We start from the raw sequence: 24934 nt of genomic DNA, 5'->3' as shown, positions 1-24934 counted from the left end.
CGGTGAAGGAGAACACCACGGGGCCGAGGGAGAACGCCACCGGGTCACCCGCGCTGCCGGTGGCACCGACCCGGGGACGGCTGCGGCCCCTCGGCCTCGACGAGGTCAGGATCACCGGAGGCTTCTGGGCCAGGCGCCGCCACGTGAACGCCACCGCCACCCTCGACCACTGCCGCGACTGGGAGGAACGCGTCGGCTGGACCGGCAACTTCAAGGCCGCCGTCGAGGGCCGCATCCAACATGACCGGCGGGGACGGGAGTTCGCCGACTCCGACGTCTACAAGCTCCTCGAAGCCATCGCCTGGGAGCGGGCACACCCCGCCGACCCGGCCCTGGAGGACGCGATCGCCGCCGCCCAGGAACCCGACGGCTACCTCAACACCGCCTACGGCCGCCCCGGCCAGCAGCCCCGCTACAGCGACCTCGAATGGGGCCACGAGCTGTACTGCTACGGCCACTTGATCCAGGCCGGGGTGGCCCAGGCGCGGGCCCGTGGTGAGACCGAACTGGCGAAGACCGCCCGCCGGGCCGCCGACCACGTGTGCGCGATGTTCGGCGAGGGCGGCATCGAGAGCGTCTGCGGACACCCGGTGATCGAGACGGCCCTGGTCGAACTCGCCCGCCTCACGGGGGAGCAGCGCTACCTGGACCAAGCAGCCCTGTTCATCACCCGCCGCGGCCAAGGCACCCTAGCCGACAGCGAGTTCGGCCGCGCCTACTACCAGGACGACGTCCCCGTACGGGACGCCACGGTCCTGCGCGGCCATGCCGTACGCGCCCTCTACCTCGCCTCCGGAGCCGTGGACGTGGCGGTGGAGACCGGCGACGAGGAACTGCTCGCGGCGGTCGTACACCAATGGGAGACCACCGTCGCCCGCCGCACCTACCTCACCGGCGGCATGGGCTCACACCACCGCGACGAGTCCTTCGGCGACGACTTCGTCCTGCCGCCCGACCGCGCCTACTCCGAGACCTGCGCCGGCGTGGCCTCCGTGATGCTCAGCTGGCGCCTGCTCCTCGCCACCGGCGAGCCCCGCTTCGCCGACTTCGCCGAACGCACCCTGTTCAACGTCATCGCCGCCTCCCCGGCCGAGGACGGCCGGTCCTTCTTCTACGCCAACACCCTCCACCGACGCCGCCGCGGCACCGCCCCCGCCGCGGACACGGACAGCCCGCGCGCCGAATCGAGCCTGCGCGCCCCCTGGTTCGCGGTCTCCTGCTGCCCGACCAACGTGGCGCGGACCCTGGCGGTGCTGCCCGCGTATCTGGCGACGACGGACGACTCGGGCATCCAACTGCACCAGTACGCCGACGCGGAGATCACCACGGGTGGCATCGCGCTGAGGATCGGCACCGATTACCCGTACGACGGACAGGTGACGATCCGCGTCGACCGTGCCCCGGACCACCCATGGACCCTGTCTTTGCGCGTCCCCGCGTGGGCGGAGGGCGCGCAGACCTGGCTGACCGACCCGGACGGGAACCGCAGGGGTGTCGCAACGGGCACGACGGAGGTCACCCGCGTCTTCCACCCGGGCGACGAGATCCGCCTCGAACTCCCTGTCCAGGCCCACTGGTTGACACCCGACCCGCGCATCGACGCGATCCGCGGCACGGCCGCCGTCCAGCGCGGACCAGTGGTGTACTGCGCCGAGTCCGTGGACCTCCCCGGCGACCAGGACGTTGACGCGATCCGCGTGGACCCGTCCGCCGCTCCGGAGGAAGGCGAGGACGGGTCCGTGACGGTAGGGGGCGAGCTGACCACGCCCCCCGACGCTCCCTGGCCGTACCGCCCGCGAGACAGCGCCCGGCCGGACGGGGAGCCCACCCGCATCGTGCTGGTCCCGTACCACTCCTGGGCGAACCGAGGCCCGTCCACGATGCGGGTGTGGCTGCCGGCGCGCGACTAACGCCGGACGAGTTCGATCCGGTACGTCGTCGTACGCGTCCCGTCCTCACCGGTCACGGTGACGACGGCGACGTACCGGCGGTCCTCGCGCCTCCGCTCGACCGTGACGCGCGCATACGGATCGCGTGCCGTCACGGTCACCGCGGTCCGCGCCGGATCGTCCGTCACCACCCGGTAGTTGGCCGTGCCGGGATCGAAGGAGGCGACCGGCACCCCGCCGACCTCGATCGAGGAGGCGGCGGCGTCCGAGGAGGCCCCCGGGGTCTTGGCGTACACCTCGACCTCGCTCATGGTGATGTAACCGCCGGAGCGAGCGGTCATCACCAGCCGCACCCCGGTGGCCGGTCCGTCGGTCCGGAGCGGCACCTCGACCACCGGAGTGCCCTCACTCCCCACGGCGATCTCGTCGCTCGCGTCACGCCACGCGCCGTCGGCCGCGCCGCGCACCTGAGCCTTGAGGCTCGCCGGGAAGGAGAGGTTGCCGCCGTCCTTGTAGAAGCGCGCCACGACCCGGTCGAGATCGCGGGCCTCGGGCAGGGTGAAGGTGATCGTGTCGGACGGGTTCTTGGTGCCCGACCTCCAGTTGGACCAGGCTTTGTCGGTGGTGTCGCCGTTGCGCAGGCGCTCGGGGGAGTAGCCGCTCTCGGTGTAGGTGGCCGAGATGTCGGCGTCCGGTGCGATGTTGACCCGCGTCGGCTCGGTGACTTGAACGCGCACGGTGGCGTCGGTGGTGCTGCCGTCCACGATGCGTGCGGTGCCGTGGAGGGTGACGACGCCGGTCGCGTCGTACGCCCCGTCGGGCGCCGTGTCCCAGTCCACCGGGAGATCGGTCCGCCCACCGTGCGCTCCGACGCCGACGACGGTGTTCGGCAGTGCCGGGCTGCCGCCCACGTAGGCCTTGGCTCGCCCGGGGAGCGTGGAGGCGATGGTGTCGACGGTGACGACCGCCGTGGCCGGGATCTGCCGCCCCAGCGGATCGGTGGCGGTACCGGTGACCCGTACGGTGCCGGGCGCGCGCCAGGCCCGTTCGGACGGCACATCCCACACCACTGGCAGCGCTCCACGGCCGCCGTTCCGATACACGGGTGTCACCGTCTCCGGGAGTACCGGTGCAAGGCCGGGCACGGTGAACACCTTCGCCTTCTCGGTGCGCAGCACGGTCTCGTCGATCACGGTCCACCGTTGGTTCGCCGCCGAAGTAGGCGTGTACGTCGCCACCTTGGCACCGTCGGCCGTCGACTGCCCGGTGACGTCCAGCAGTCGGCCGGTGGCGACGTTGACGAAGGTCCAGGTGCCGTCGCCGGTGGTCGACATGACCCACTGCGCGGCGGCGTCACCTCCATCGGCCGGGTCTTCGAGAACGGCCTGGTTGTCGCGTACGGCGAGCTGCTTGCCGGTGGTGGCGCTGGTGAGGGCGTAGCGGGTGCGGTTGCCGGCACCGGCCGTCAACTTCTGGGCCCGCCACAGTTGTTGGGCGCTGCCCGGGTCGGTCGTACGGAGGACGACACCGCTGCCGTCGTCCGACGGCGTGAGCGACTTGCCGCTCTGGGTGCCCTGGAGCCGGTAGACGTGGTCGGGCTGGACGAGCGCGGCGTCCTTGGCGACCCCGCTGACGCCGTCGACCAGGAAGGAGGTGACGGACTTGGCCGGGACGGTGAGGGTCGCGGAGCGGCCGGTGACACGGACCGGGTCCCCTTCGACGAGGGCACCGTCGGTGCTGGTCACGACGGGCGTGACGGTGGCCCCCGGCTTCACCTTGCCGAAGCGGGACAGATCGAGGGTCACGGAGCGGGCGGTCGTACCGCTGTTGACGTGGACGACGGTCGCGGAGCGGCCGGACTGCGCGACGGCGGCGACGCTGGAGGTGTCGTCGACCTTGATGAAGTGGTCGCCGGGCCGGATGTAGTGGGTGAAGTTCCGGATGGTGTGGAACTTGGAGTTGGCCCGGATCGGGCAGGTCTCCAGGGTGTCGTCGGCGGTGCAGTTGAACGGGACATGGATGCTGCCCCAGTTCTTCCCGGCGGCGGCCTGTGGGATCGCGTCCTCGATCGGCTGCCAGAACACCCAGGCGGAGGGCTCCAGTTCACGCATGTCGTCCACCATGTGGCTGGCGATGCCGAGACCCGGCTCCATGCTGGTGAAGTCGGTGCCGGTGCCCCAGGTGCCCTCGACCTCGCTCATCCAGAGCGGTTTGCCCGACCCCTTGGCGATGTCACGGGCGCTGGTGCGCTGGCCGGTTCCGTAGGTGTGGACATTGAGCTGGTCGACGGCGGCGCGGGCGTCGGCGTCGTAGGCGTTCCAGTTGGTGGTGAAGATGCCGGGGTTGGTCTCGTCCATGGCCGACACGCGGGCGGTGGACTTGGCTCCGTGGAGGGCCTTGTCCAGGGCGAGGACGACCTTCTGCTGAAGGGCCGGCCCGGCGTGGGCGCCCTCCTGCCGACCGCCGGTGGGCTGACCGTCGGTGCCCAACTGGGTTCCCCAGTAGGAGGTGTTGGGCTCGTTGAGCGGGTCGATGGTGTCGAACGAGATCCCGTGCTCCTGCTCGATCCGATCGGCAACGCGTACGAGGTAGGTGGCGAAGTCGTCGACGGTGTCGGTGCGGATCTGGTCGGTGCCGGCGTTGAATCCGCCGGAGACGTAGCCGCTCACCGTCTGGAACCACGGCGGGGAGTTGCTGAACGCCTCCCACGTCGTGACCTTGTCCTTGATCTGGTCGACCCACCAGCGCTGGTTGGCGTCGGCGTCCCAGTTCCAGTGCTCGGGGTCGTCAGGGTTCCACCAGTCCATGTCCTTCTGCGTGGTGCCCTCGGGCGCCTTCCAGAAGCCCTCCATCGTGGCGCCGGTCTTCATGTAGTCCTTGCGGACGTCCGGGGCGTTGCCGCCGCCGATGTTGTAGCGCGCGATGTTGAGATTCAGCCCGTCCTCGCCGAACAGCATGTCGACGAGCTGTCTTCGGATGGGGTCCGGGTAGCCGCCGGTGGCATTGGCGAACCAGACGAGGCTGGTGCCCCAGCCTTCGAACTTCTGTTGTTGGTAGGAGGGGTCGATGTGGACGGTTACCGAGGGGAGGGGCTCGGTCTCGGCTGAGGCGGGGGTGGGGGTGGTGAGGAGGGCTGTGGCGAGTGCGAGAGGGATTGCTGGGGCCAGCGCTCGGACGGTGCGGCGTCGACGCGGGGGCATGGAACTCCCTTCCGGGGCGCGGGGCGCGGGGCGCGGGGCATGGGGATACACAGAATCGACCAGAAGCGATCAGTCTCCAAGCATGCTTCGCGACGGAAGTGAACACGTCAAGACAGCGGGCCGGTCTTGGATCAACGGCGAGGCTTGCGCGGCTTGGCGGGGGAGGAGAGAAGCTTCTGTGCTTTGCGGGCCAGGCCCATGGCCTGATACGTCGCGGCAAGGGCCTGGAGGACGCTTCCCGTGTTCGGGTGGTCGGCACCGAGTACCCGGCGGTTGCGAGCGAGTGTGTCCTCGAGCAGGACGGCGGCTTCGCGGTGGTGACCGCCAAGGCGGTTGAGGATGACGGCCAGAATGTGAGCTGCTTTAAGCGTCGTCGGGTGGTCCTCGCCCATGGCGCGGCGAAGCCTGTGCAGGCTGTCCTCGGCAAGCGGTCGTGCCTCTGCCTGCTCGCCGAGTTCGCTCACTGCGATGGCCAGAGTGGTCGTCACGGCGAGGGTGCTGGGGTGGTCGTCGCCCAGTACGCGACGGCAACGTTCCAGTACGTCCTGGGCCAGCATGCGGGCCTGATGGGATTCGCGGAGCGAGTTGTGGGCGGCGGCAAGGTTGCCCGCCGAGGCGAGGGCGTCAGGATGGTCTTCGCCCAGGACGCGGCGGCGACGGTCAAGGACGTCTTCGAGCAGTAGGCGTGCGTCCTCGTGCTCGCCGAGTGCAATGAGAGCGATGGCCAGGCTGTTCGAGGAGGCGAGGGTGTCAGGATGATCGTCGCCGAGGACCCGTCGGCTTCGCTGGAGGGCCTCCTCGAAGAGTCGGCGTGCCTCCTCGTACTCGCCAAGGGCGTTGAGGACCTGGGCCAGGCCGTTCACGGAAGTGACGGTGTCGGGGTGGTCGTCACCGAGGACGCGGCGTCGTCGTTCGAGGACGTCCAGGGCCAGCCGGTGAGCATCGGCGTACCTACCGAGCGCCGCCTCCGCCTCGGCACGGGACGCAGCCCATGCCAAGGTTTCGGGGTAGTCCGCTCCGAAGTGGTCGGACCAGAGTTCATGGATCTCCCCGCACATGCGGTGAGCTTCCTGGAGCCGGCCGCTGCGGATCAGATAGCGGACCGAGCCGAGGAGCGTGCGGCACAGGGTGAACCGGTCGGTGTTGTCGGGGCGCGGCCGACCGGAGAGGTGCGCTGTGAGTTCTTCCCACTGCGGCCAGAACTCGGGCAGGTCGGGGTCCCCCGGCGTGGCCGACTCCAGGACGAAGGTGACCTCCCGGCGCAGTGCGGCTGCCCGTGACGGTTCCACACGGTCCCGTTGGACGGCCTGCGTCAGACGATGGATCTGGACGCTCTCTGGGTCGACGCGGGCCAGACCGTAGCGCGTGAGAGGCATCAGGGCACTGCTCGGCCATGCGAAGTCGTCGGCATCGGCGAGCAACGGTCCGCGCGCGTGCTCCAGCCAGGCCAGCGGAATCGGATCGGGGCCGAAGAAGGCGCCGAGGCTGAGGAGTTGGATGGAGCCGGGATGGTCGAGGGCGAGGCGTTCGGCGGCGATACTCACCGAAGCCGAGAGGGACGTCGGATACTCGGGGGCCTCGCCAAGCCGTAGCAGCTCCGCCGAGTTGTGCAGGAGACGGGCACGGTAAGTGTCGACGGTCATGCCACTGGCCACCACCCCGACAGCCTGGGTGAGAGCCAGCGGCAGGTCACCGAGTTCGTCGGCCAGGGCGTTCGCCTCCGCGCTGCTGACGCCGGGCAGCCGGCTCTCCAGATAGCGCAGGGAGTCGGCGCGGGAGAAGGTGTCCAGGGCGACGCTGCGAGCGATGCGATGCCAGGAGGGGTTGCGGGACGTGATGAGGACGTGGCCGGGGCCTTCGGGCAGCCATGGCGGCAAGGTTGAGGGGTCGTCGGCGTTGTCCAGCACGATGAGCCACCGGTCGTTCGTGCGCAGGTGCTCCAGCGCGTATCTGGCGTTCACCTTGCTCCCCGCGTACGGACGATTGATGCCCAGGCGCTCGGCCAACTCCGCGTACCCTGCTGGCAGTCGAGCGCCCTGTTCGGCGTCGATCCACCAGACGATGTCGTACTGACCGGCGAAACGATGGGCGTACTCCACCGCGATCTGGCTCTTGCCGACCCCGCCCAGACCGTGCAGCACTTGAATCGCGGCCCGGTTGTCGGTGAGCAGGGCCTCACGTACATGCCTGAGCACGTCCTCGCGGCCGACGAAGTCAGGATTGCGGCGCCGGACGTTCCATACCTGCGGCGTCCGCTGGTCGCTCGGGAACCTGGGCGTCACCAGGGGACTACGCTCGGGCGCGCCGGGGAACGGAGGAGGATCCGACGGCCGTGTCGCACCCACCACGGCTCCCATCAGGGCCTCGACTGCCTCGGACTCCTCAAGACCGTGGAGTTCTTTGCGCACGCGGGCTGCCAGCAGTGCCGGGATGTCGTCGCCTGTCAGCGGCTCTACCGCCAGAGGGATGAGACGGTGCCTGGCGACGGCCGCCGACATCATCTCCACGTCGGTCCAACGCCCTGGATCGAAATAGGCCTTCGAGAACAGCGCCACCACCATGCTCGCACGCTCGAGCGCCGCGTCCAGCTGACTGACGAAGTCGTCCCCGGTCCGCCAGTGCCAGATGTCGAGTTCGACCGCGAATCCCGCCGCGTTCAGATGCCACGCCACCCACTCGGCCCAGGCGCGGTCCGCACCCGCATAACTGATGAACACGGTCTGCCGGTTGGCCTCCTCTGCGACAGACGCTTCCTCTGGTTCCTGAGCGGCGGCCGCGACCGTCGCCCCCATCCGCAACAGGTCGCCCCGAGAGGCCCGCGCATACGCCTCCCCCTCCGCCCCCACCGTCACGCCCGGCCCCGCCGGACCGGCCACCGCACCCCGCACGCTGCGCGGGCTCCCGAAGCGAGGCCGCAGATAAGCGGTGACCTGAGTCCGTACGAGCTCCCGAACCGCCTCGACGTCATCCCGGTACTGCGCGCCGAGCAGTGCCTCACGGACGCCCGCCTGGAACTCGAACCGCAACTCCCCGAGCACGGAAGGCTCCGCCGTACGGCGCAGAAGTCCCCCGAGGAACACCTCGGCCAGGTCCCCACGCGACGCATCTCCCAGCATCGCCCGCTGCACCAGCCGGGCCAACGGAACGGTCACCGGCGAGTGCGCGGACAGCAGCCCCGCCAGCTTCCAGGCGCGCGGAGACGCAGTGACGCGGAACCGCCGGATCGTGTCCTCCGCCCCGGCCGGTACCGCTGCCACCGCGGAACGCCGGGACGTACCCCGGCGCGCCCCCGGCACGAACATCGCGGCCGACGTCGTCCACCGCCCACTGCCCGCCGTCATCTCCGCCCAGGCGCGCAAGGACCGGGGTTCGAGATCGACCACCGGCACGGGGATGCCCGCCGAGCCGAGGCTGGTCGGCACCAGACGTTCGGTTCGCCAGCGGCTGTTGGGCAACCCCGGTTGCGGAATATGAATGCGGGCCGGCGTGGGCGTCAACCCCACGCGGCTCCACAACTCCGCCGGGAGCAGATGAGCGAGGGCCACCTGGGAATGCCGGCCCCAGTCGGCCAGCAACCGATGCGCCGCGCCCGTACGCCACATCGCCCCGGCCGTGTCGCTGAGTACGACGATCAGCTGGGCGCCCGCCGGATCGACGACCTCGCGCGGATGCCGGGCGGGACGGCTGGCGGCGGGATGCGGCCGCAGTTCGACGGTGGCGCCGTCGGCGGAGGGCAGCAGGTTCCAGCGCCGCAGGTTGCGGAAGGCGCCCAGGCGTGCCACCTCGTGCTGGAGCTCATGGATCTCGTCCTGCCACAGGCTCATGGAGGGACCGGAGTCGACCACGAGGGCGAGGCTGAGCCACCGCGCCGGTTCGGGACGCAGGACGGGCAGGAGGATGTCCTCGTCCACCAGCCGCGCCACCGTCGCCTCTTCGTCGAGCTCGAAGGCCGTACGGGACGGGACCTTGCGCGCGAGCGGCTTCAACGCCCTTGTCAGCGCCAGGGTGTGGGGGAGTGACCCCGTGGCCGGGACCAGCACGGGCGTGCCGCCAGGCCCGGCGGAGTCGTCGTCGTGCTCGCCGCCGGGGACGTGGATGTCCACGAACTCCTCGTCCGCGGGCACTACTTCATAGTCCGGCCCGGACTCCGCATCCGCCGGGGTGTGCTCGGCGGATCCCTCGGGTGCGGAGCCGGCCGCGGACCCGCCGTCCGCCCCGTCGCCCGCGTCTCCGGGCGCCCGACCCTGCGGCAGCACCTGTTGGGCCAGCCACAGGATGTCCGCCAACTCCTCGGGCGTGGGGTCGTCGACCCCGCCCTGGGCCAGCAGCGACAACAGGTCGGAGATCACTGTGCGTCGGGTCCGCTCAGCCGGTGCATGGTCGCCTCGGCCAGCCGGCCGAGATCCTCGGGCGCCGTCCAGGCCCCGGCGAGCCGGAGCTGGACCGCGTTGAGGAGCTGGTCGGTCGCCAGCTCGCCGCTGTTGCGGCGCTTGAGGAAGGTCTCGATGACACCGCCCTCGGCCCGGGCCGCGTCGGCGGCCTCCTGACCGATGCGGCGTACGAGGATGCGATGGAGCTTGTCCTCGCCGGGCAGGGGCAGGCTGAGCCGGATGCAACGGCGCAGGAACGCGGGCGGGAACTCGCGCTCGCCGTTGCTGGTGAGGACCACGATCGGGAACGCGTGGCAGCGCACCCTGCCGTTCGTGATCCGGGCCAGGCCCGACTGGTCGTCGGTGCCGACGGAGACCCGCGGCGAGGCGTCCGACATGCGCACGAGTTCCGGGATGTCGAAGCTTCCCTCGTCCAGTACGGTCAACAGGTCGCCCGGCAGATCGATGTCGCCCTTGTCGATCTCGTCGATGAGCAGGACACGCGGGCGTGCCGTGGGTACGAACGCGGTGCCCAGCGGCCCGAGTTGGAGATACCGGCCGATGCCCGAGGCGCCCTCCTCGCCCGGCTCCCTCTCGATCCTGCGGAGGCGCGCGCCCTCCAGTCGCCGTAGCCGTGAGCCTTCCAGCCGCCGGCGTCCAGGGCCCTCCAACCGCCGAAGGTTCGCGTCCTCCAGGCGTCGCAGCGCGTCATACCGGTACAGCCCGTCCCGCAGCGTGGTCCGGCTGGTGACGGTCCAGCGCAACACCGGGCCGAGCCCCAGGTTCTCGGCGATGCTGTGCGCGAGCGTGGACTTGCCGACGCCCGGCACCCCGGTGACCAGCAGCGGCCGGCGCAGCAGGAGCGCGGTGTTGACGAGGTCGATCTCCGGGGCGTCGGCGATGTAACCGGCGCCCCGCTCCGTGTCGGCCTCGGTCAGCGCGGGAACCGCGTAGTCCTCGTCGATCTCACCGTCGAACACGCGCCACTCCGGCCGGTGTACGGCGAGCCGGTTCAGCCGCTCCGCGGCCGGGCCCTCGCCCTTGTAGATCCACCAGTCGTTCACGGCACCTCCGGTCATGGGCGTTTCACGTGCGGGGCGGGCCATCAGACGAAGCTCGCGTCGGAGTAGGGCATGTTCTTCAGGGGGTGGTTCGGATCGTCCCAGAGGAGGACGAGTCCGGGATCGTCGTCACCTCGGCGCAAGGTCCGTACGGACTGCGGCAGTTGTCTGACGTCCTCGGCGCTCTCGATGGTCAACAGCTCCGACAGCCCCGGCCCCGAGACGCGGGCCGCCCGCCGCCATACGAGGACGGGCATGCCGAGGTGGAGCGCGGCGCGCCAGGCCGGTTCGGCCTCGTCCGCCGCGATGGCGACGCAGGCGGGATGGTGTTCCCACTGCTCCCAGTTGTCGCGATGCGTGCTCAGCCGGGCGAGCTCCTCGGCGCCGAGCCAGAAGGCGGCCGGTTTGTCGTCCTGCGCGTCAGGGTCGTGGAGCCAGTCCCAACGGGCCCACCACAGATGGTCGAAGTCGGCGATGTTCCGGGCGTTCGGGCAGCTGACCACCACTTCGTACCGCGCCCCGAGCTTCCACGGCTCGTCCACGCCGAGCTTGCACAGCCACTGGTCGAAGTCGATCTCCAACAACGACTCGCTGACGGCGAATTCGATGCCCATGAGCTTCGGGGGGCGTCGGCAACCCGCTCCCTCGCCGCGCAGCGTCCGGGCGTGTGCTTGGAAATCGCGCAGGCACTGCTGCATGACTTCGCGCACCCCGTCCAGGGGGACTCTGAGACGGTCGCTCGCGTCCTCCCGGGGCTGCACCCGTTTCCAGTGCGAAGGGTCGGACGGTGAGTACAGCGAGATGTCGACGAACACCTGTGCCGGGTCCTGGAGATCCTGATCGAGCCGCACGAACAGCGCGACCTCGAAGGAGGTCAGGTCGGGAACCCGCGGCAGTTCGGGGAGGCCGAACCGCTGCCGGACCTCACGTACCCACGCGCGCAGCGCGCCCGCACGCCGTGTTCCGGCAAAGCCCTCACCGGTCCTGAACCCGGCCGCGAGAGCGTGCGCGAACGCCACGACCTTCGGCAGCCCGGCACCGACCTGTTCGCGCGCGTCCAGGTCAAGCGCCCAGTCGTAGAGGTCCCCGGTGGGCATCTGGAACGGCGCGGCCGCCTGGCCCGCGCCGCCTTGCGCGCAGAAGGACCACTGGTACGCCTTCTCGACCCACGCCGTCGGCGCCGCACCCCGGAGCAGGTCGGCGAGCCCTTGCCAGGCCGGCGCGTCCAGCGATGTCGGTGTGCGGGGCAGGGCGGCCGTCGGGACGGGAGTGTCGGAGGCCAGCAGTGCGTGCAGCAGCAGCTTCTCCAGGTCCTGCGGGCTGCGGACCTCTTGGACAGTGATGCCGCTGTCGAGCAGCTCCTGCCGGAACTCCTCCTGCCGGCCGCCGTGTTCGCACATCACCGCGGCGGGCGGCAGCCCCACGTCCTGGTCCCTGGCGAGCAGGAACACATGGCGCGGCAGCCCGATCCGGGTCGCCTCCCTGAACTCCAGCTGGGTGTAGGACAGCTCTTCCTCGCCCCGGACCGGGGAGCCGTAACGGAACCCGATGATGCCGACGTAGACTTCGGACTCGCGGACCTTGCCGCGGCAGAGTTCGGCGGGCGTGTCCTCCACGGCGGTGAAGTACGCCATGTCGATCAGAGCGTCTCTCGCGCGGATGACGGCCTTCTCCGCCGCCTCGACATACGACAGATCGCCCGGATGCCGCCGCAACTCCGAGGTGTGACTGAGAAACACCAGCCGCTTGGTCACGCACCCACCCCGTAGTCAACGCCCCGCCTGAACAGCCCCGTTCACCAGGGTAGTCACTGACGGACCCTCATGTGTACGAGATGTGGACGCCCGCACATCAGGTCAACTGTCCCGGACCCTTGACTCATAACTCGCCAGTAGCGATCCTCGTCCCACCGATTGCGCCGGTCATGACAAAGATGCATGGCCGCCGACCGAGGGACGTGGGTCATGACCAAACCTCGACGCCCGTACGGCAGACGCAAACACGTCACCGTCGTGTCGCTCCTCCTGCTCGCGCTCGCCGTCATCCTCGGCCCCACCCCGAGTTCGGCGGCGGCGAGCGACTGGTGGAACCCGACCGCACGCCCCGCTCCCGACTCCCAGATCAACGTCACGGGTGCGCCCTTCACCGGGACCAACTCGGCGGGAGAGGTGCGGGGGTTCGTCGACGCCCACAACCACCTCTTCTCCAACGAGGCCTTCGGCGGCCGGCTCATCTGCGGCAAGGTGTTCTCCACGCAGGGCGTCGCCGACGCGCTCAAGGACTGTCCCGAGCACTACCCCGACGGCACCCTCGCGATCTTCGACTACATCACCCACGGCGGGGACGGCAAGCACGACCCGGTCGGCTGGCCGACGTTCAAGGACTGGCCGGCGTACGACTCGATGACGCACCAGGCCAACTACTACGCCTGGATCGAGCGCGCCTGGCGCGGCGGACAGCGGGTGCTCGTCAACGACCTCGTCACCAACGGGGTGATCTGCTCGGTCTACCCCTTCAAGGACCGCAGTTGTGACGAGATGACCTCGATCCGGCTCCAGGCGAAGCTGACGTACCAGCTCCAGGACTACATCGACGCGATGTACGGTGGCGCGGGCAAGGGCTGGTTCCGCATCGTCACCGACACCGTGCAGGCCCGTCAGGTGATCAAGGAGGGCAAACTCGCCGTCATCCTCGGCGTCGAGACCTCCGAGCCCTTCGGCTGCAAGCAGATCCTCGACATCGCGCAGTGCAGCAAGGCGGACATCGACAAGGGCCTCGACGAGCTCCACGACCTCGGTGTGCGCAGCATGTTCCTGTGCCACAAGTTCGACAACGCGCTGTGCGGCGTCCGCTTCGACGAGGGCGGGCTCGGAACCGCCATCAACGTCGGGCAGTTCCTGTCCACCGGCACCTTCTGGAAGACCGAGAAGTGCACCGGCCCCCAGCACGACAACCCCATCGGCACCGCCGCCTCCGCCGCGGAGGCCGATCTGCCCGCGGGCACCGAGGTGCCGACCTACGACGACGACGCGCAGTGCAACGTCCGCGGCCTCACCGACCTCGGTGAGTACGCCGTGAAGGGCATGATGCAGCGCAAGATGATGCTCGAGATCGACCATATGAGCGTCAAGGCCGCGGGCCAGGCCCTCGACCTGTTCGAGGCCGCCGACTATCCCGGCGTGCTCTCCTCGCACAGCTGGATGGACCTCAACTGGACCGAGCGCGTCTACTCCCTCGGCGGGTTCGTCGCCCAGTACATGCACGGCTCCGAGGGCTTCGTCGCCGAGGCCGCCCGCACCGACGCGCTCCGCGAGAAGTACGGCGTCGGCTATGGCTTCGGCACCGACTTCAACGGTGTCGGCGACCACCCCGGACCGCGCGGCGCGAACACCTCCAACCCGGTGAAGTACCCGTTCAAGAGCGTCGACGGCGGCTCCGTCATCGACAAGCAGACGACCGGCCAACGCACCTTCGACTACAACACCGACGGCGGCGCCCATGTCGGCATGATCCCGGACTGGATCGAGGACATCCGGCAGGTAGGCGGCCAGGACGTCGTCAACGACCTGTTCCGGGGCGCCGAGTCCTACCTCGACACCTGGGGTGCCACCGAGCAGCATCAGGCGGGCGTCGACCTCGCCAGGGGGCGGACCGCCACGGCCAGTTCCTCGGAGTCGAACCCGTTCACCAGCTACCAGCCGGGGCGGGCCGTCGACGAGGACGACGGCACCCGCTGGGCCAGCGACTGGAGCGACGACCAGTCGTGGCAGGTGGACCTGGGCGCCACCCACCTGGTCTCCCGCGTCACCCTCGACTGGGAGCGGGCGTACGGCAAGTCGTACCGGATCGAACTGTCCACCGACAGCACGAACTGGCAGACCGTCTGGTCCACCACCTCGGGCGACGGCGGCCTGGACACGGCCAAGTTCACCGGAACCCCGGCCCGTTACGTCCGCGTCCACGGACTCGATCGCGGCACCGACTGGGGATACTCGCTCTACGAGGTCGGCGTCCACAGCGCCTGACACGACCACGGGGGACAGGGGACGCGCACATGGCACGCTTGCCGTCGGCACAACGGCGTCGGCAGCTCACCGAGGCGGCGATCCGGGCGATGGCCCGGGACGGCGTGGCCCGGACCACGACCCGGTCCATCGCCGCCGAGGCGGGCGTCTCCCTGAGCGTCTTCCACTACTGCTTCGACTCCAAGCAGGAGCTGGTCGAGTCGGTCATCACGACCATCACCGACCACTACGTGGGCATAGTGAAGGAGGCCCTGAAACCCAGGGCCTCCCTGGAGGAGACGGTCCGGGCCGGCTTCCAGGCGTACTGGGACCATGTGCGCGCCCACCCCGACGAGCACATGCTCACCTACGAACTCACCCAGTACGCCCTACGACAGCCGGGGTTCGAGCATCTGGCACGACGCCAGTACGCGCTCTACGGCGAGCTCTACACCGACATCATCGAGCAGCTGTCCGCCACCATGGGCTTCCGACTCCGCATCCCGGTCCCGGCGTTGGCCCGCTATCTCGCCGCCATGACCGACGGGCTGACCCTCAACTACCTGGTCCTCGGCGACGAGGACGCCTGGACCGACATCCTCGACACCGTCACCGCCCATATCGCCGGGCTGGTCTCCGCCCGGACCTGACGAAGCACTACCAGGCGCGCAGCGGGTTCGTCCCGGTCGACGCCAGCAGGTACCAGGCCGTCGCACCCGTGTGACGGTAGGGGTAGTAGCCGAACCCGAAACCGGTGTCGAGCGGACTGCTCGCCGAGACGACACCGGACCCGGCGGCCACGGGACGCGAGCCCAACGTCTGCCCGTCGCCCAGCAGTTGCTGCGCCCGCTCGATGGCGGCGAGGAGACTCCGGGCACGCTTCTCGTCCCCAGAGGCGCCGCGGTCGCGCAGGGCGAGGGCCAGGTGGGCCGTGCCTTCGAACCACACCCCGTTGCGGTCCGGCTTGGGCTGGCCCGCGGCGATCGGGGCGTCCTCGTTCGCCAGCAGACTGGCGGAGCTGAACGTGACTCCCGCATACGACTGACCGGCGGGCACCGTGCTGTTGGGGCGGTCGGCCGAGTCCAGGACGGCGAGTTCACGCGCGGCCCAGTCCAACGACCCCGAATACTCCCGTGTGTTGAGGGCCAAGTGCGTCCAGGTCTGGGTGTCCTCGGGGATCGGGGACCTGTTGACCGTCACGCCGTCATTGGTGCCGGTGTAGAAGAAGCCGCCGTCCGGCTCCCACATCCGCTCCACGAACTCCCGGGCCACCGCACGCCGTTCCCGCCACACCCGGTCCCCGGTGAGCCGCGCCAGCTGCCCGAACAGGCCGACCAGATCGGTGTTGTGCTCGGTCGAGGTGAACGGCAGCTTCGCGTTCGCCCCGTCGACCCCGAACTTGAAGCCGCCGAGCGGTTCGTCGGTCCGGCCGGTCCGGTCGATCCACTCGCCGATCCTGACCGCGCCCGTCAGGAACCGGCGCTCACCGGTGCGGCGGGCGAGCGCGGCCAGCGCGATCCCGGCCCAGGCCATGTCGCCCACGGCCGTACCGGTGAAGCCGAACTGCCAGCCGATGTTGGCCTTGCCGTCCGCCCGCACGAACCCGTCCGGCTGCGGGGTGCCGTCGTAGAAGGTGTACGGCCCCACGTTGTACGCCTGCCGGAGCCGGCCGTCGTCGTGGTCGGGGTCGTTGGCCTGCGCGTACAGGAGCGCGTCGCCGAGCGCGGTGGCCCGCGACGTGCCCTCGCCCGTCCGGCCCGCGAGGAGCGCCAGGACCGTCAGCGCGTTGTCATAGGTGAACGCCGTGCTGAACAGGCCGGCTTGATCGGTGTAGCTCTGCACCAGCCGGATCGTGCCGTGGTCCGGATAGGCGTCCATGGCCGCGGCGAGGAAGGCCTGCGCACGGTGCCGGGCGGCGGGCGGGCGCTGCGGAGCCGCCGCGGCCGTGCCCCCAGCGGCCGCCGTGAGCACCGCGGCGCCCGCACCGAGCCCCGTCCCGATGAGTGCGCGACGGCTGAGCGTGCCGGTCATGGGTCTCCTCGCGTGGTGAGAGCGCTCTCAGATGATGAGCGCTCATTCTGCTGTCACCTCTCGCCCGGGTCAATGTATGAGCTCTGTACGGAAGTTGACGCACAGGAAAGCGGCCCCAGGAAATCCTGGAGCCGCTTCGCAAGAAAGGTGAGGAACGTGGATCAGACCGCCGTCGACGGGAACGTCGGGTACTCCACCCCGGAGACGTGCTGGACGACCCGGATCACCTGGCAGGAGTAGCCGAACTCGTTGTCGTACCAGAGGTAGAGGATCGCGTTGTCGCCGTCGACCTTCGTCGCGCCGGCGTCGACGATCGAGGCATGGCGCGAGCCGACGAAGTCCATGGAGACGGCGTCGGGGGCGGTGGTGAAGTCGATCTGGCGCTTCAGCGGCGAGTTCAGCGAGACGTCGCGCAGGTAGCCGAGGACCTCCTCGCGGGTGGTCTCACGGCCCAGACGCAGGCTGAGGATGGCGATCGACACGTCCGGTACCGGGACCCGGATCGAGCTGCCGGTGATCGGCGCCTTGAGGTCGGGCAGCGCCTTGGCGACGGCCGAGGCGGCGCCCGTCTCCGTGATCACCATGTTGAGCGGCGCGGAACGGCCACGGCGGTCGGCCTTGTGGTAATTGTCCAGCAGGTTCTGGTCGTTGGTGAACGAGTGGACCGTCTCGACGTGGCCGCGCAGCACACCGTACTCGTCGTCCATCGCCTTCAGCGGCGGCACGATCGCGTTGGTGGTGCAGGACGCGCAGGACAGGATCTGCTCGTCCGGCTTGACGGTGTCGTGGTTGACGCCGTGCACGATGTTCGGGACGTCGCCCTTGCCGGGCGCCGTGAGGACGACCTTGTCGATACCGGGACGCAGATGCTGCGAGAGACCCTCGCGGTCGCGCCACTTGCCGGTGTTGTCGATGAGGATCGCGTTCTTGATGCCGTACGCCGTGTAGTCGACCTCGGACGGGTCGTTCGCGTAGATCACCTTGATCGCGTTGCCGTTGGCGGTGATCGTGTCGGTCGCCTCGTCGACGGTGATCGTGCCCTGGAACTGGCCGTGGATCGAGTCGCGGCGCAGCAGGGAGGCGCGCTTGACGAGGTCCTGGTCGCCGCCGCCGCGGACGACGATGGCGCGCAGCCGCAGGCCGTTGCCCGAGCCCGACTTCTCGATCAGCAGCCGGGCGACGAGCCGGCCGATGCGGCCGAAGCCGTACAGGACGACGTCGCGGCCCTCGCCGCGCTCGATCTTGTTGGCGCCGGTGGCACCGGCGACGGCCTCGGCGGTGAAGGCCTCGACCGTCAGACCGCGGTCGTCGGCGCGGTGGGTCGCGGCGAGCATGCCGATGTCGATCTGGGACGGGCCGAGGTCCAGGGTGGTGAGCGCCTGGAGGAACGGCAGCGTCTCGGTGACCGACAGTTCCTCGCCGGCGATCTGCCGGGCGAAGCGGTGGGTCTTGAGGATGCTGACCACCGACTTGTTCACCAGGGAGCGGCTGTGCAGCAGGACGGTGACGTCCCGCTCGCGGTGCAGCTTTCCGATGATCGGGATCATCGACTCCGCGATCTCCTCGCGGGTCTTCCAGTTGGTGAACGAGTCCTCGTTGACAGTCACAAGATCCATCTTTCGAGCTAGGCAGCGCTCATATGTTAACCACATGTGTGTTTGGCCCTTCGAACGGGGTGGTCGAAGGCTGCCCTCACGGTGATCGGAACGGGCGGCGAGGCCGTGGACAACGGGCGGCGAGGCCGTGGATGAGGAGGTCTTCCGGAAACAGCCGGAAACAGTTCGAGGAGGCCGCGAGCGGCTGACGGTTTCCTGGCACGGCATCGAGAAGAACCGGCCTCCCGCCCGTACCTGCCCTCACAGGGCCGCGCGCCCCGCCAGACCACGCCACCGATCCAAGGGACGGACCTCATGAACGCAAGCGCATCCATCGGTGTCACCGGACTGGGCGTGATGGGCCGCAACCTGGCGCGGAACCTCGCCCGCCACGGGGCCACGGTCGCCGTCCACAACCGTTCGGCCGGGCGGACGCGCGCGCTGGTCGAGGAGTTCGGGCACGAGGGCACGTTCGTGGCGGCCGGGTCGGCCGAGGAGTTCGTCGCCGCCCTCGAACGCCCCCGGAAGCTGATCATCATGGTGCAGGCGGGACCGGCCACCGACGCGGTCATCGAGGAGTTCGTCCCACTCCTCGAACCCGGCGACATCGTCGTCGACGGCGGCAACGCCCACTTCGCCGACACCCGCCGCCGCGAGGCCGCGCTGCGCGAGCGTGGCCTGCACTTCGTCGGCACCGGCATCTCCGGCGGCGAGGAGGGCGCGCTCAACGGCCCGTCCGTGATGGTCGGAGGGTCCACGGAGTCGTACGCCGTACTCGGCCCCCTCTTCGAGAACATCAGCGCGCACGTCGACGGCGAGCCCTGCGCCGCCCACATCGGGACCGACGGAGCCGGGCACTTCGTGAAGATGGTCCACAACGGCATCGAGTACGCCGACATGCAGCTCATCGCCGAGGCCTACGACCTGCTGCGCCAGGTCGCCGGGTACACCCCGGCCGAGATCGCGGACGTCTTCGGCCGCTGGAACCAGGGGCGGCTCGGCTCCTACCTGATCGAGATCACCGCCGACGTCCTCGCCCACACCGACCAGGCCACCGGCGCGCCCTTCATCGACGTCGTGGCGGACGCCGCTGGGCAGAAGGGCACCGGCCGCTGGACCGTACAGACGGCCCTCGACCTGGCCTCCCCGGTCACCGCCGTGGCCCAGGCCACCTTCGCCCGCGCCGCCTCAGGACAGACCGACCTGCGCGCCGCGTACCGCGGACTCCCCGGCGGCACCACCCCGCCACTCAGCCGCACCGAGGCCGAGCGCTTCACCTCCCAGGTGGAACACGCGCTGTACGCCTCCAAGGTCATCGCCTACGACCAGGGCTGGACGATGATCCAGGACGCGGCCGCCGAGTACGGCTGGAAGATCGACCTCGGCACCGTCGCCAGGATCTGGCGCGGCGGCTGCATCATCCGGGCCGCCTTCCTCGACCGCATCCGCGCCGCGTACGCAGCCGACCGGGACCTGGTCAGCCTGCTCGGCGAGATGGAGTTCGCCATGGAGATCACCGACGCGCAGGTCCCCTGGCGTGAGACGGTCGCCTCCGCCGCCCGCCGAGGCATCCCCGTGCCCGCCATCTCCGCCGCCCTCGCCCACTACGACACCCTCCGCGCCGAACGCCTCCCCGCCGCCCTCCTCCAGGGCCAGCGCGACTACTTCGGCGCCCACACCTACGCCCGCGTGGACCGCCCCGGCACATTCCACACCCACTGGTCCACCCCGGGCCGCCCGGAAACGACATCCTGAGGCGACGCCTCGTATCCGCACCGGGCCGGAGACGTGCGTGGCGGGGCGTGGTGGTGTGCGCGGGGGACGTGCGTGGCGGGGCGTGGTGGTGTGCGCGGGGGACGCGTGTGGCGGGGTCTGGTGGTGTGCGCGGGGGACGCGTGTGGCGGGGTCTGGTGGTGTGCGCGGGGGACGCGTGTGGCGGGGTCTGGTGGTGAACGCGGGAGACGCACGCGGCGAGGCCTGGTGGTGAACGCGGGGGACGGGACGGCTGGTCGTGGTGGTGCACGCGGGGGCGGGGCGGGTGGTCGTGGTGGTCCACGCGGGGGACGGGACGGCTGGTCGTGGTGGTGCACGCGGGGACGGGACGGCCGGCCGTGGTGGTCCACGTCGGGGCAGGACGGCTGGACCCGGCGGTTCACGCCGGTGGGGTGGTGTGGCTGGGCCTGCCGTCCCGCACCGGCACAGGGGGGCGTGGCTGGTCCTGCCCATGCCCCAGGCTGGTCGCCGCCTTCACGTCACCACAGGCCGGCATCGGGCTGTGCCGGCCGCGTCCGTGTCACTGCGGACCGCCGCGGGGCCACGCTTCGCCCACTGCCGCAGTGCCGAGCATCGCTCACCTTGTGAGCGCGGGCTGAGCGGCTGAGCCCGCCCAGCCCGCGCCGCCGGGCCGGTGCTCTGCCGCTCGCGCCACCACTGGGTCGGTTTCACGCGGCCCCTGTCCTGCCCCCGGCCTCCGGCCGCGCCCCGCCTGCATCCGGCGGTCTTCACCTTCCCTCGCCCCCCGTCCGGCGGTCTTCACCCCCCGCCCCCTCATCCGGTGGTCCTCGCCGTGCCCTCGTCCCCGGTCCGGTGGTCCTCGCCGTGCCCTCGTCCCCGGTCCGGTGGTCCTCGCCGTGCCCTCGTCCCCGGTCCGGTGGTCCTCGCCGACGCCCCCGTCCCCGGTCCGGTGGTCCTCGCCGTGCCCTCGCCCCCGGTCCGATGGTCCTCGCCGTGCCCTCGCCCCCGGTCCGATGGTCCTCGCCGTGCCCTCGCCCCCGATCCGACGGTCCTCGCCGCGCCCCCGCCCCCGATCCGACGGTCCTCGCCGCGCCCCCGCCCCCCATCCGACGGTCCTCACCGCGCCCCCACCCCCACCCGACAGTCCTCACCTCGCCCGCGCCGCCTCCGGTCGGTGGACTCCGCGTGGGTGGTAGCCCAGTTCCGCCGATCGGCCGGTCAGGTCGGCGAGGTACCAGATGATCGCCAGCCACATCTCGGTGCCCTGGAGGCCCGGGGACGTGCCGGGGCCGAAGGCGAAGCCCTCGCCGTCCCGCCAGCGGGGGAGGGCGGCCGACAGCTGTCGCTCCGCCCAGGCGTGGATCTCGTCCGCACGGTACCCGTCACCGCCGGGACCCGACCCCGACTGGCGACCGCACAACCACAGCGGATGGGCGACGTCCAACACGTTGCAGGCGTTCTCCCGCCCGGCGCCGAAGTACCGGACGTCCCGGGCGTGGTCCAGTACGGCGTCCACCACCCGTTCCGGATGCGGCACCGGCACCCCGTACTGGGCGAACGAGCCGCGCGTCAGCCGGTAGTAGCCGTTGACGACCTGCAACCGCCCTTCCCGCGCTGACGGTTCGCCCCACATGCCGGTCCACGGGTCCGCCCGCGTCAGCAACCAGCCGAACAGCGCCTCGACGGAGCCCGGCTCCGGAGAGTCGTTCCAGTGGGCGGCCGTAGCCCACGCGTCGATCCAGGCACCGGCCTCCCACGCCCCCGACTCCCAGGGCAACTCCTCCAGACTCGCCATCAGTTGACGTTCCGTCATGTCCCGTACGCCACGCACCGGATGAGGGAAGGAGGAGCCCAGCAGATCGAGCGCGTAGCCGACGGACAGGACGTGATAGAGCGCCGGGCACTCTCCGACGAACCCGTCCGTCTCCGCCACCGGCGCCGGATCGCCCCACTCCGGCACCAGACCGCTCACCGCGTCCTGCGCCGAGGCGAGCCGCTCGATGTGCGCGTCCGCGGTCAACTGCCCCGGCACGGCCCCCAGCAGCAGGTCGGCGATCTCCACGGCGTCGCAGTGCGCCCGCACGGTCGCCGGCGCACCGGGCCGGTCCACATACCGTTCACCGTCCCAGCATCGGGCGAGGATCTCGGCGGCCTGGGCCCGCGCCGTGTCGGCGAACCCCACGAGAGGGAGCGGGGCCCTGTCGACGTGCCCTCGCCCCGTCTCCGACCGCCCGGCGTCCCGCCGATCCCGCAGGGCCCGCGCCGGATTTCCGGCAGCCACCGTCCACGGCGGCAGATCCCGGGTGACCACCGCCCCCGCGCCGATCACACAGTGGTCCCCGATGGTGACGCCGTCCACCACGACCACGTGCGAGCCGATCCACACGTCGTCCCCGACCGTGATCCCCCGGCTGGTGAGCGGCTGGCGGAAGACCGGCCGGTCGGGAGCCATCGAGTGGTTGAAGCCGAGCAGCGACGTATGCGCGCCGACGCGTACCCCGGAACCGAGGGCGACCGTACCCCGCACGGTGGTGAACGGGTTCAGCGTGCAGTCGGCACCGGTCGTCAACTCCCCGGTCACATAGGCGTGCGCGGCGATGTACGAGTCGTCGCCCAGCCGCAGCCGGTCCGGGAACACCGCGGCGGAGCCGGCGACGAAACACCGCTCGCCGATCTCGCTGTCCCCGCCGATCTCCGCCTGCCGCTCACGCTGCGCCGCCCGCTGTTCCGCGGACGCCTCCTGGGCGAAGAGCCAGGGACAGTGGTCGAAGTGCCGGTCGGACGGCTGGTTCCGGTGAGCCATGAGCAGAACGGTAAGCGCTTTCACCGAGGCTGGGGAGGGGGCGCGGAGCGCCGGTGGAGCGAGATCGCACGGCGACGCAACCGCAGCCCCCGCAGAACCCTCCTATCTGCTGAACCAACCGCAGACACAGGACGTTCACAGGGGGAGTGCGCCGTGGCAGAGCTGTCCCGCCGCCGGTTCATGGTCTACACGCTGGCGGCGTCCACACTGACCGTGGCGGCGCCGCTCGGCTGCGACGCCCCGGCGGCCGAGGGCGCGACCGCCCGCCGGTCCGACGTCGTGGTCACCGGCACGGACGACGAGATGCTGGTCCTGGAGGTCACCCGGGACAACAAGGTCGTCGTCCGACTGCCGCGCGTCGAGGTCGGCCAGGGCGTCACCACCGCCGTCGCCATGATGATCGCCGAGGAACTCGACGCCCGGCTCACCGACGTGAGCATCCCGCTGGCCGAGGCCCGGACCAGGGGCAACCAGTTCACCGGCGGCTCCAATTCGGTCAGTTCGCTGTACGGCCCCGCCCGCGACCTCGCCGCCACGGCCCGCGCCCGCCTGGTCACGGCGGCAGCGCAGCGCTGGCACCTGCCCGCGCGACTCCTGCGCACCCGGGACACCATGGTCGTCGCCCCCGACGGACGTACCGCCACCTTCGGCTCCCTCACCGAGAGCGCCGCCCGGGTCCGCAGGCCCCGTGTGTCGAGCAAGCCCAAGCCGGCGTCCCGGCACCGGGTGATCGGGCGGCCGACGACCCGCATCGACGCACGGGACATCGTCACCGGCCGCGTGCGCTACACCGGGGACCTGTCGGCGGCAGACGCGAAACCGACCGTGGTGGCCCGACCGCCCACGCTCGGCGGCAAGGTCGTGTCGGTCGACGACCGTGCGGCCCGCGCCCTGCCCGGTGTTCTCGAAGTGGTCAGGGTTCCCGGGGGAGTCGCCGTCGTCGCCGAGTCCTTCCATCACGCCTTCAAGGCGCGGGACGCCCTGAAGGTCACCTGGTCTCCCGGACCGCTGGCCGAGCTCTCCGACGCGGCCATCCGCTCGCGGCTGCGGGCCGCCGTCCCGGCGCTCGGCCGACCGCCGCGCGGATCGGCGCAGGTGGAGGCCCGGTTCGAGTTCGCGTTCGTCAGCCACGCCCCGATGGAGGTGCTCACCGCCGTCGCGGACGTACGGGCCCGCCGTGCCGAGATCTGGTTCTCCTCCCAGTCGCCCATGGACGCGCGGGAGGCCATCGCCTCGGCGGTCGGACTGCCCGCGTCCGCCGTACGCGTCCATGTGGTGCGCGGCGGCGGCTCGTTCGGGCGCCGGCTGAACCACGACGCGGCGATCGAGGCGGCGCTCATCTCGAAGAAGGCGCACCGGCCGGTGAAGCTGATGTGGAGCCGCGCCGACGACATCAAGCACGGCCGGATGCGCCCGGCCTTCCAGCACCACATACGGGCCAGCCACGCCGACGGCCGGGTCGTCGCCTTCGCCCACGCGACGGCGTCGGTGAGCGAGGCATGGGACGGAGTCGCCGCTCAGGGCGGGATCGCCACGTCGGCCACGGCTTCCCCGCTGCCCAGCGACAGCGGCCTCTACAACTTCGGGAAGCTGTCCGGTGATTCGGGCTCCGTCGAGCTGGCGATGCCGCTCGGCGCGTGGCGGTCGGTGGACTCCGGGACCGTGCGGGCGGCCGAGGAGATCGTGGTCGACGACATCGCCCGGGCGCTGGGCCGGGATCCGGTGGCGTTCCGTCGTACGACACTGCGTGGCAAGTCCGTCAGGGCCGTGCTCGACAAGGTCGCCACCGCCGGACACTGGGGCCGGACGCTGCCCGCGGGGCAGGCCCAGGGAGTCGCCGTGCACGAGGAGTACGGCTCCAGCGTTGCCTGTCTGGTCGAGATCGACGCCGCCGACCCCGAGAAGGCGCGGGTGACCAAGGTGGTGATGGCGGCCGACGTCGGTACGGCCGTCAACCCGCGCGGATTGGAGGCCCAGCTCATGGGCGCGGCGATGGACGGCATCTCCACGATCCTCCTGGCCGGCCTGCACATCGACCGGGGCGCCGTCCGCGAGGGCAGCTACGCCGACTTCCACTACGCCCGCCAACGCCACGCCCCCCTCCACTTCGAGGCCCACATCCTGCCCACGGGAGGGGAGCCGGGCGGCGCCGGAGAACTCGGCGTCCCGGCGGCGGCCGGTGCCGTCGCCAACGCCTACGCCCGCGCCACCGGCACCAGGCCTCGCCGCTTCCCGATCAACTTCTAG

12 protein-coding genes are annotated in these 24934 nt (G+C 70.8%); 5 read left to right on the top strand and 7 right to left on the bottom strand.

Going from position 1 to position 24934, the window contains the following annotated elements:
• The first annotated feature begins 2 nt into the window (after positions 1 to 2).
• Positions 3 to 1910, top strand: coding sequence for a glycoside hydrolase family 127 protein (locus tag OG866_RS05365; RefSeq protein ID WP_329332261.1), 1908 nt, complete (start codon positions 3 to 5; stop codon positions 1908 to 1910).
• Here OG866_RS05365 and OG866_RS05360 read toward each other — a convergent pair.
• The 4 genes from OG866_RS05360 to OG866_RS05345 all read right to left on the bottom strand — a co-directional run bounded on the left by OG866_RS05360 (position 1907) and on the right by OG866_RS05345 (position 12274).
• Positions 1907 to 5089, bottom strand: coding sequence for an RICIN domain-containing protein (locus OG866_RS05360; protein WP_329332260.1), 3183 nt, complete (start codon positions 5087 to 5089; stop codon positions 1907 to 1909). The two genes, OG866_RS05365 and OG866_RS05360, sit on opposite strands and share 4 nt — an antisense overlap.
• Positions 5090 to 5220: 131 nt before the next feature.
• A complete protein-coding gene (gene fxsT, locus OG866_RS05355) occupies positions 5221 to 9438 on the bottom strand; it encodes an FxSxx-COOH system tetratricopeptide repeat protein (protein WP_329332259.1) in 4218 nt (1405 codons plus the stop codon).
• Positions 9435 to 10538 carry an AAA family ATPase gene (locus OG866_RS05350; RefSeq protein ID WP_329332258.1) on the bottom strand — a complete coding sequence of 368 codons (1104 nt, stop codon included), beginning with the start codon at positions 10536 to 10538 and terminating at the stop codon, positions 9435 to 9437. Before OG866_RS05350 ends, fxsT begins: the two co-directional genes overlap by 4 nt.
• Before the next feature lie 26 nt (positions 10539 to 10564).
• Entirely contained in the window at positions 10565 to 12274 is a 1710-nt protein-coding gene (locus OG866_RS05345) for a VMAP-C domain-containing protein (RefSeq protein WP_329332257.1), read from the bottom strand.
• 210 nt (positions 12275 to 12484) lie between these two features.
• Between OG866_RS05345 and OG866_RS05340 the strand changes: the two genes are divergently transcribed.
• Together OG866_RS05340 and OG866_RS05335 are read left to right on the top strand one after the other, a co-directional pair.
• Complete coding sequence (locus tag OG866_RS05340; RefSeq protein ID WP_329332256.1) at positions 12485 to 14545, top strand: galactose-binding domain-containing protein; 2061 nt, start codon at positions 12485 to 12487, stop codon at positions 14543 to 14545.
• A 29-nt stretch (positions 14546 to 14574) separates the two neighbouring features.
• On the top strand, positions 14575 to 15174 hold the full coding sequence (locus OG866_RS05335) for a TetR/AcrR family transcriptional regulator (RefSeq protein WP_329332255.1): 600 nt from the start codon (positions 14575 to 14577) through the stop codon (positions 15172 to 15174).
• Positions 15175 to 15181: 7 nt separating this feature from the next.
• Here the strand turns inward: OG866_RS05335 and OG866_RS05330 are convergent, their stop codons facing one another.
• Both OG866_RS05330 and OG866_RS05325 read right to left on the bottom strand, forming a co-directional pair.
• The gene (locus tag OG866_RS05330) at positions 15182 to 16555 is read right to left on the bottom strand and encodes a Tat pathway signal sequence domain protein (RefSeq protein ID WP_329332254.1); all 1374 of its coding nucleotides are present in this window, start codon (positions 16553 to 16555) and stop codon (positions 15182 to 15184) included.
• Positions 16556 to 16716: 161 nt separating this feature from the next.
• Positions 16717 to 18162: a glyceraldehyde-3-phosphate dehydrogenase gene (locus OG866_RS05325; RefSeq protein ID WP_329343927.1), complete on the bottom strand. Its 1446-nt coding sequence runs from the start codon at positions 18160 to 18162 to the stop codon at positions 16717 to 16719.
• 303 nt (positions 18163 to 18465) lie between these two features.
• Between OG866_RS05325 and gndA the strand changes: the two genes are divergently transcribed.
• Positions 18466 to 19905, top strand: coding sequence for an NADP-dependent phosphogluconate dehydrogenase (gene gndA / locus OG866_RS05320; RefSeq protein ID WP_329332253.1), 1440 nt, complete (start codon positions 18466 to 18468; stop codon positions 19903 to 19905).
• A 1126-nt stretch (positions 19906 to 21031) separates the two neighbouring features.
• Here the strand turns inward: gndA and OG866_RS05315 are convergent.
• Entirely contained in the window at positions 21032 to 22687 is a 1656-nt protein-coding gene (locus OG866_RS05315) for an acyltransferase (protein ID WP_329332252.1), read from the bottom strand.
• Between the two features lie 180 nt (positions 22688 to 22867).
• On the opposite strand from OG866_RS05315, the gene OG866_RS05310 reads away from it, so the two are divergent.
• A complete protein-coding gene (locus OG866_RS05310; RefSeq protein ID WP_329343926.1) occupies positions 22868 to 24934 on the top strand; it encodes a xanthine dehydrogenase family protein molybdopterin-binding subunit in 2067 nt (688 codons plus the stop codon).

This window comes from Streptomyces sp. NBC_00663, assembly GCF_036226885.1.
GTDB lineage: Bacteria > Actinomycetota > Actinomycetes > Streptomycetales > Streptomycetaceae > Streptomyces.
Note: the sequence above shows the minus strand (reverse complement) of the source record. Positions and strands in the feature narration are given on the sequence as shown.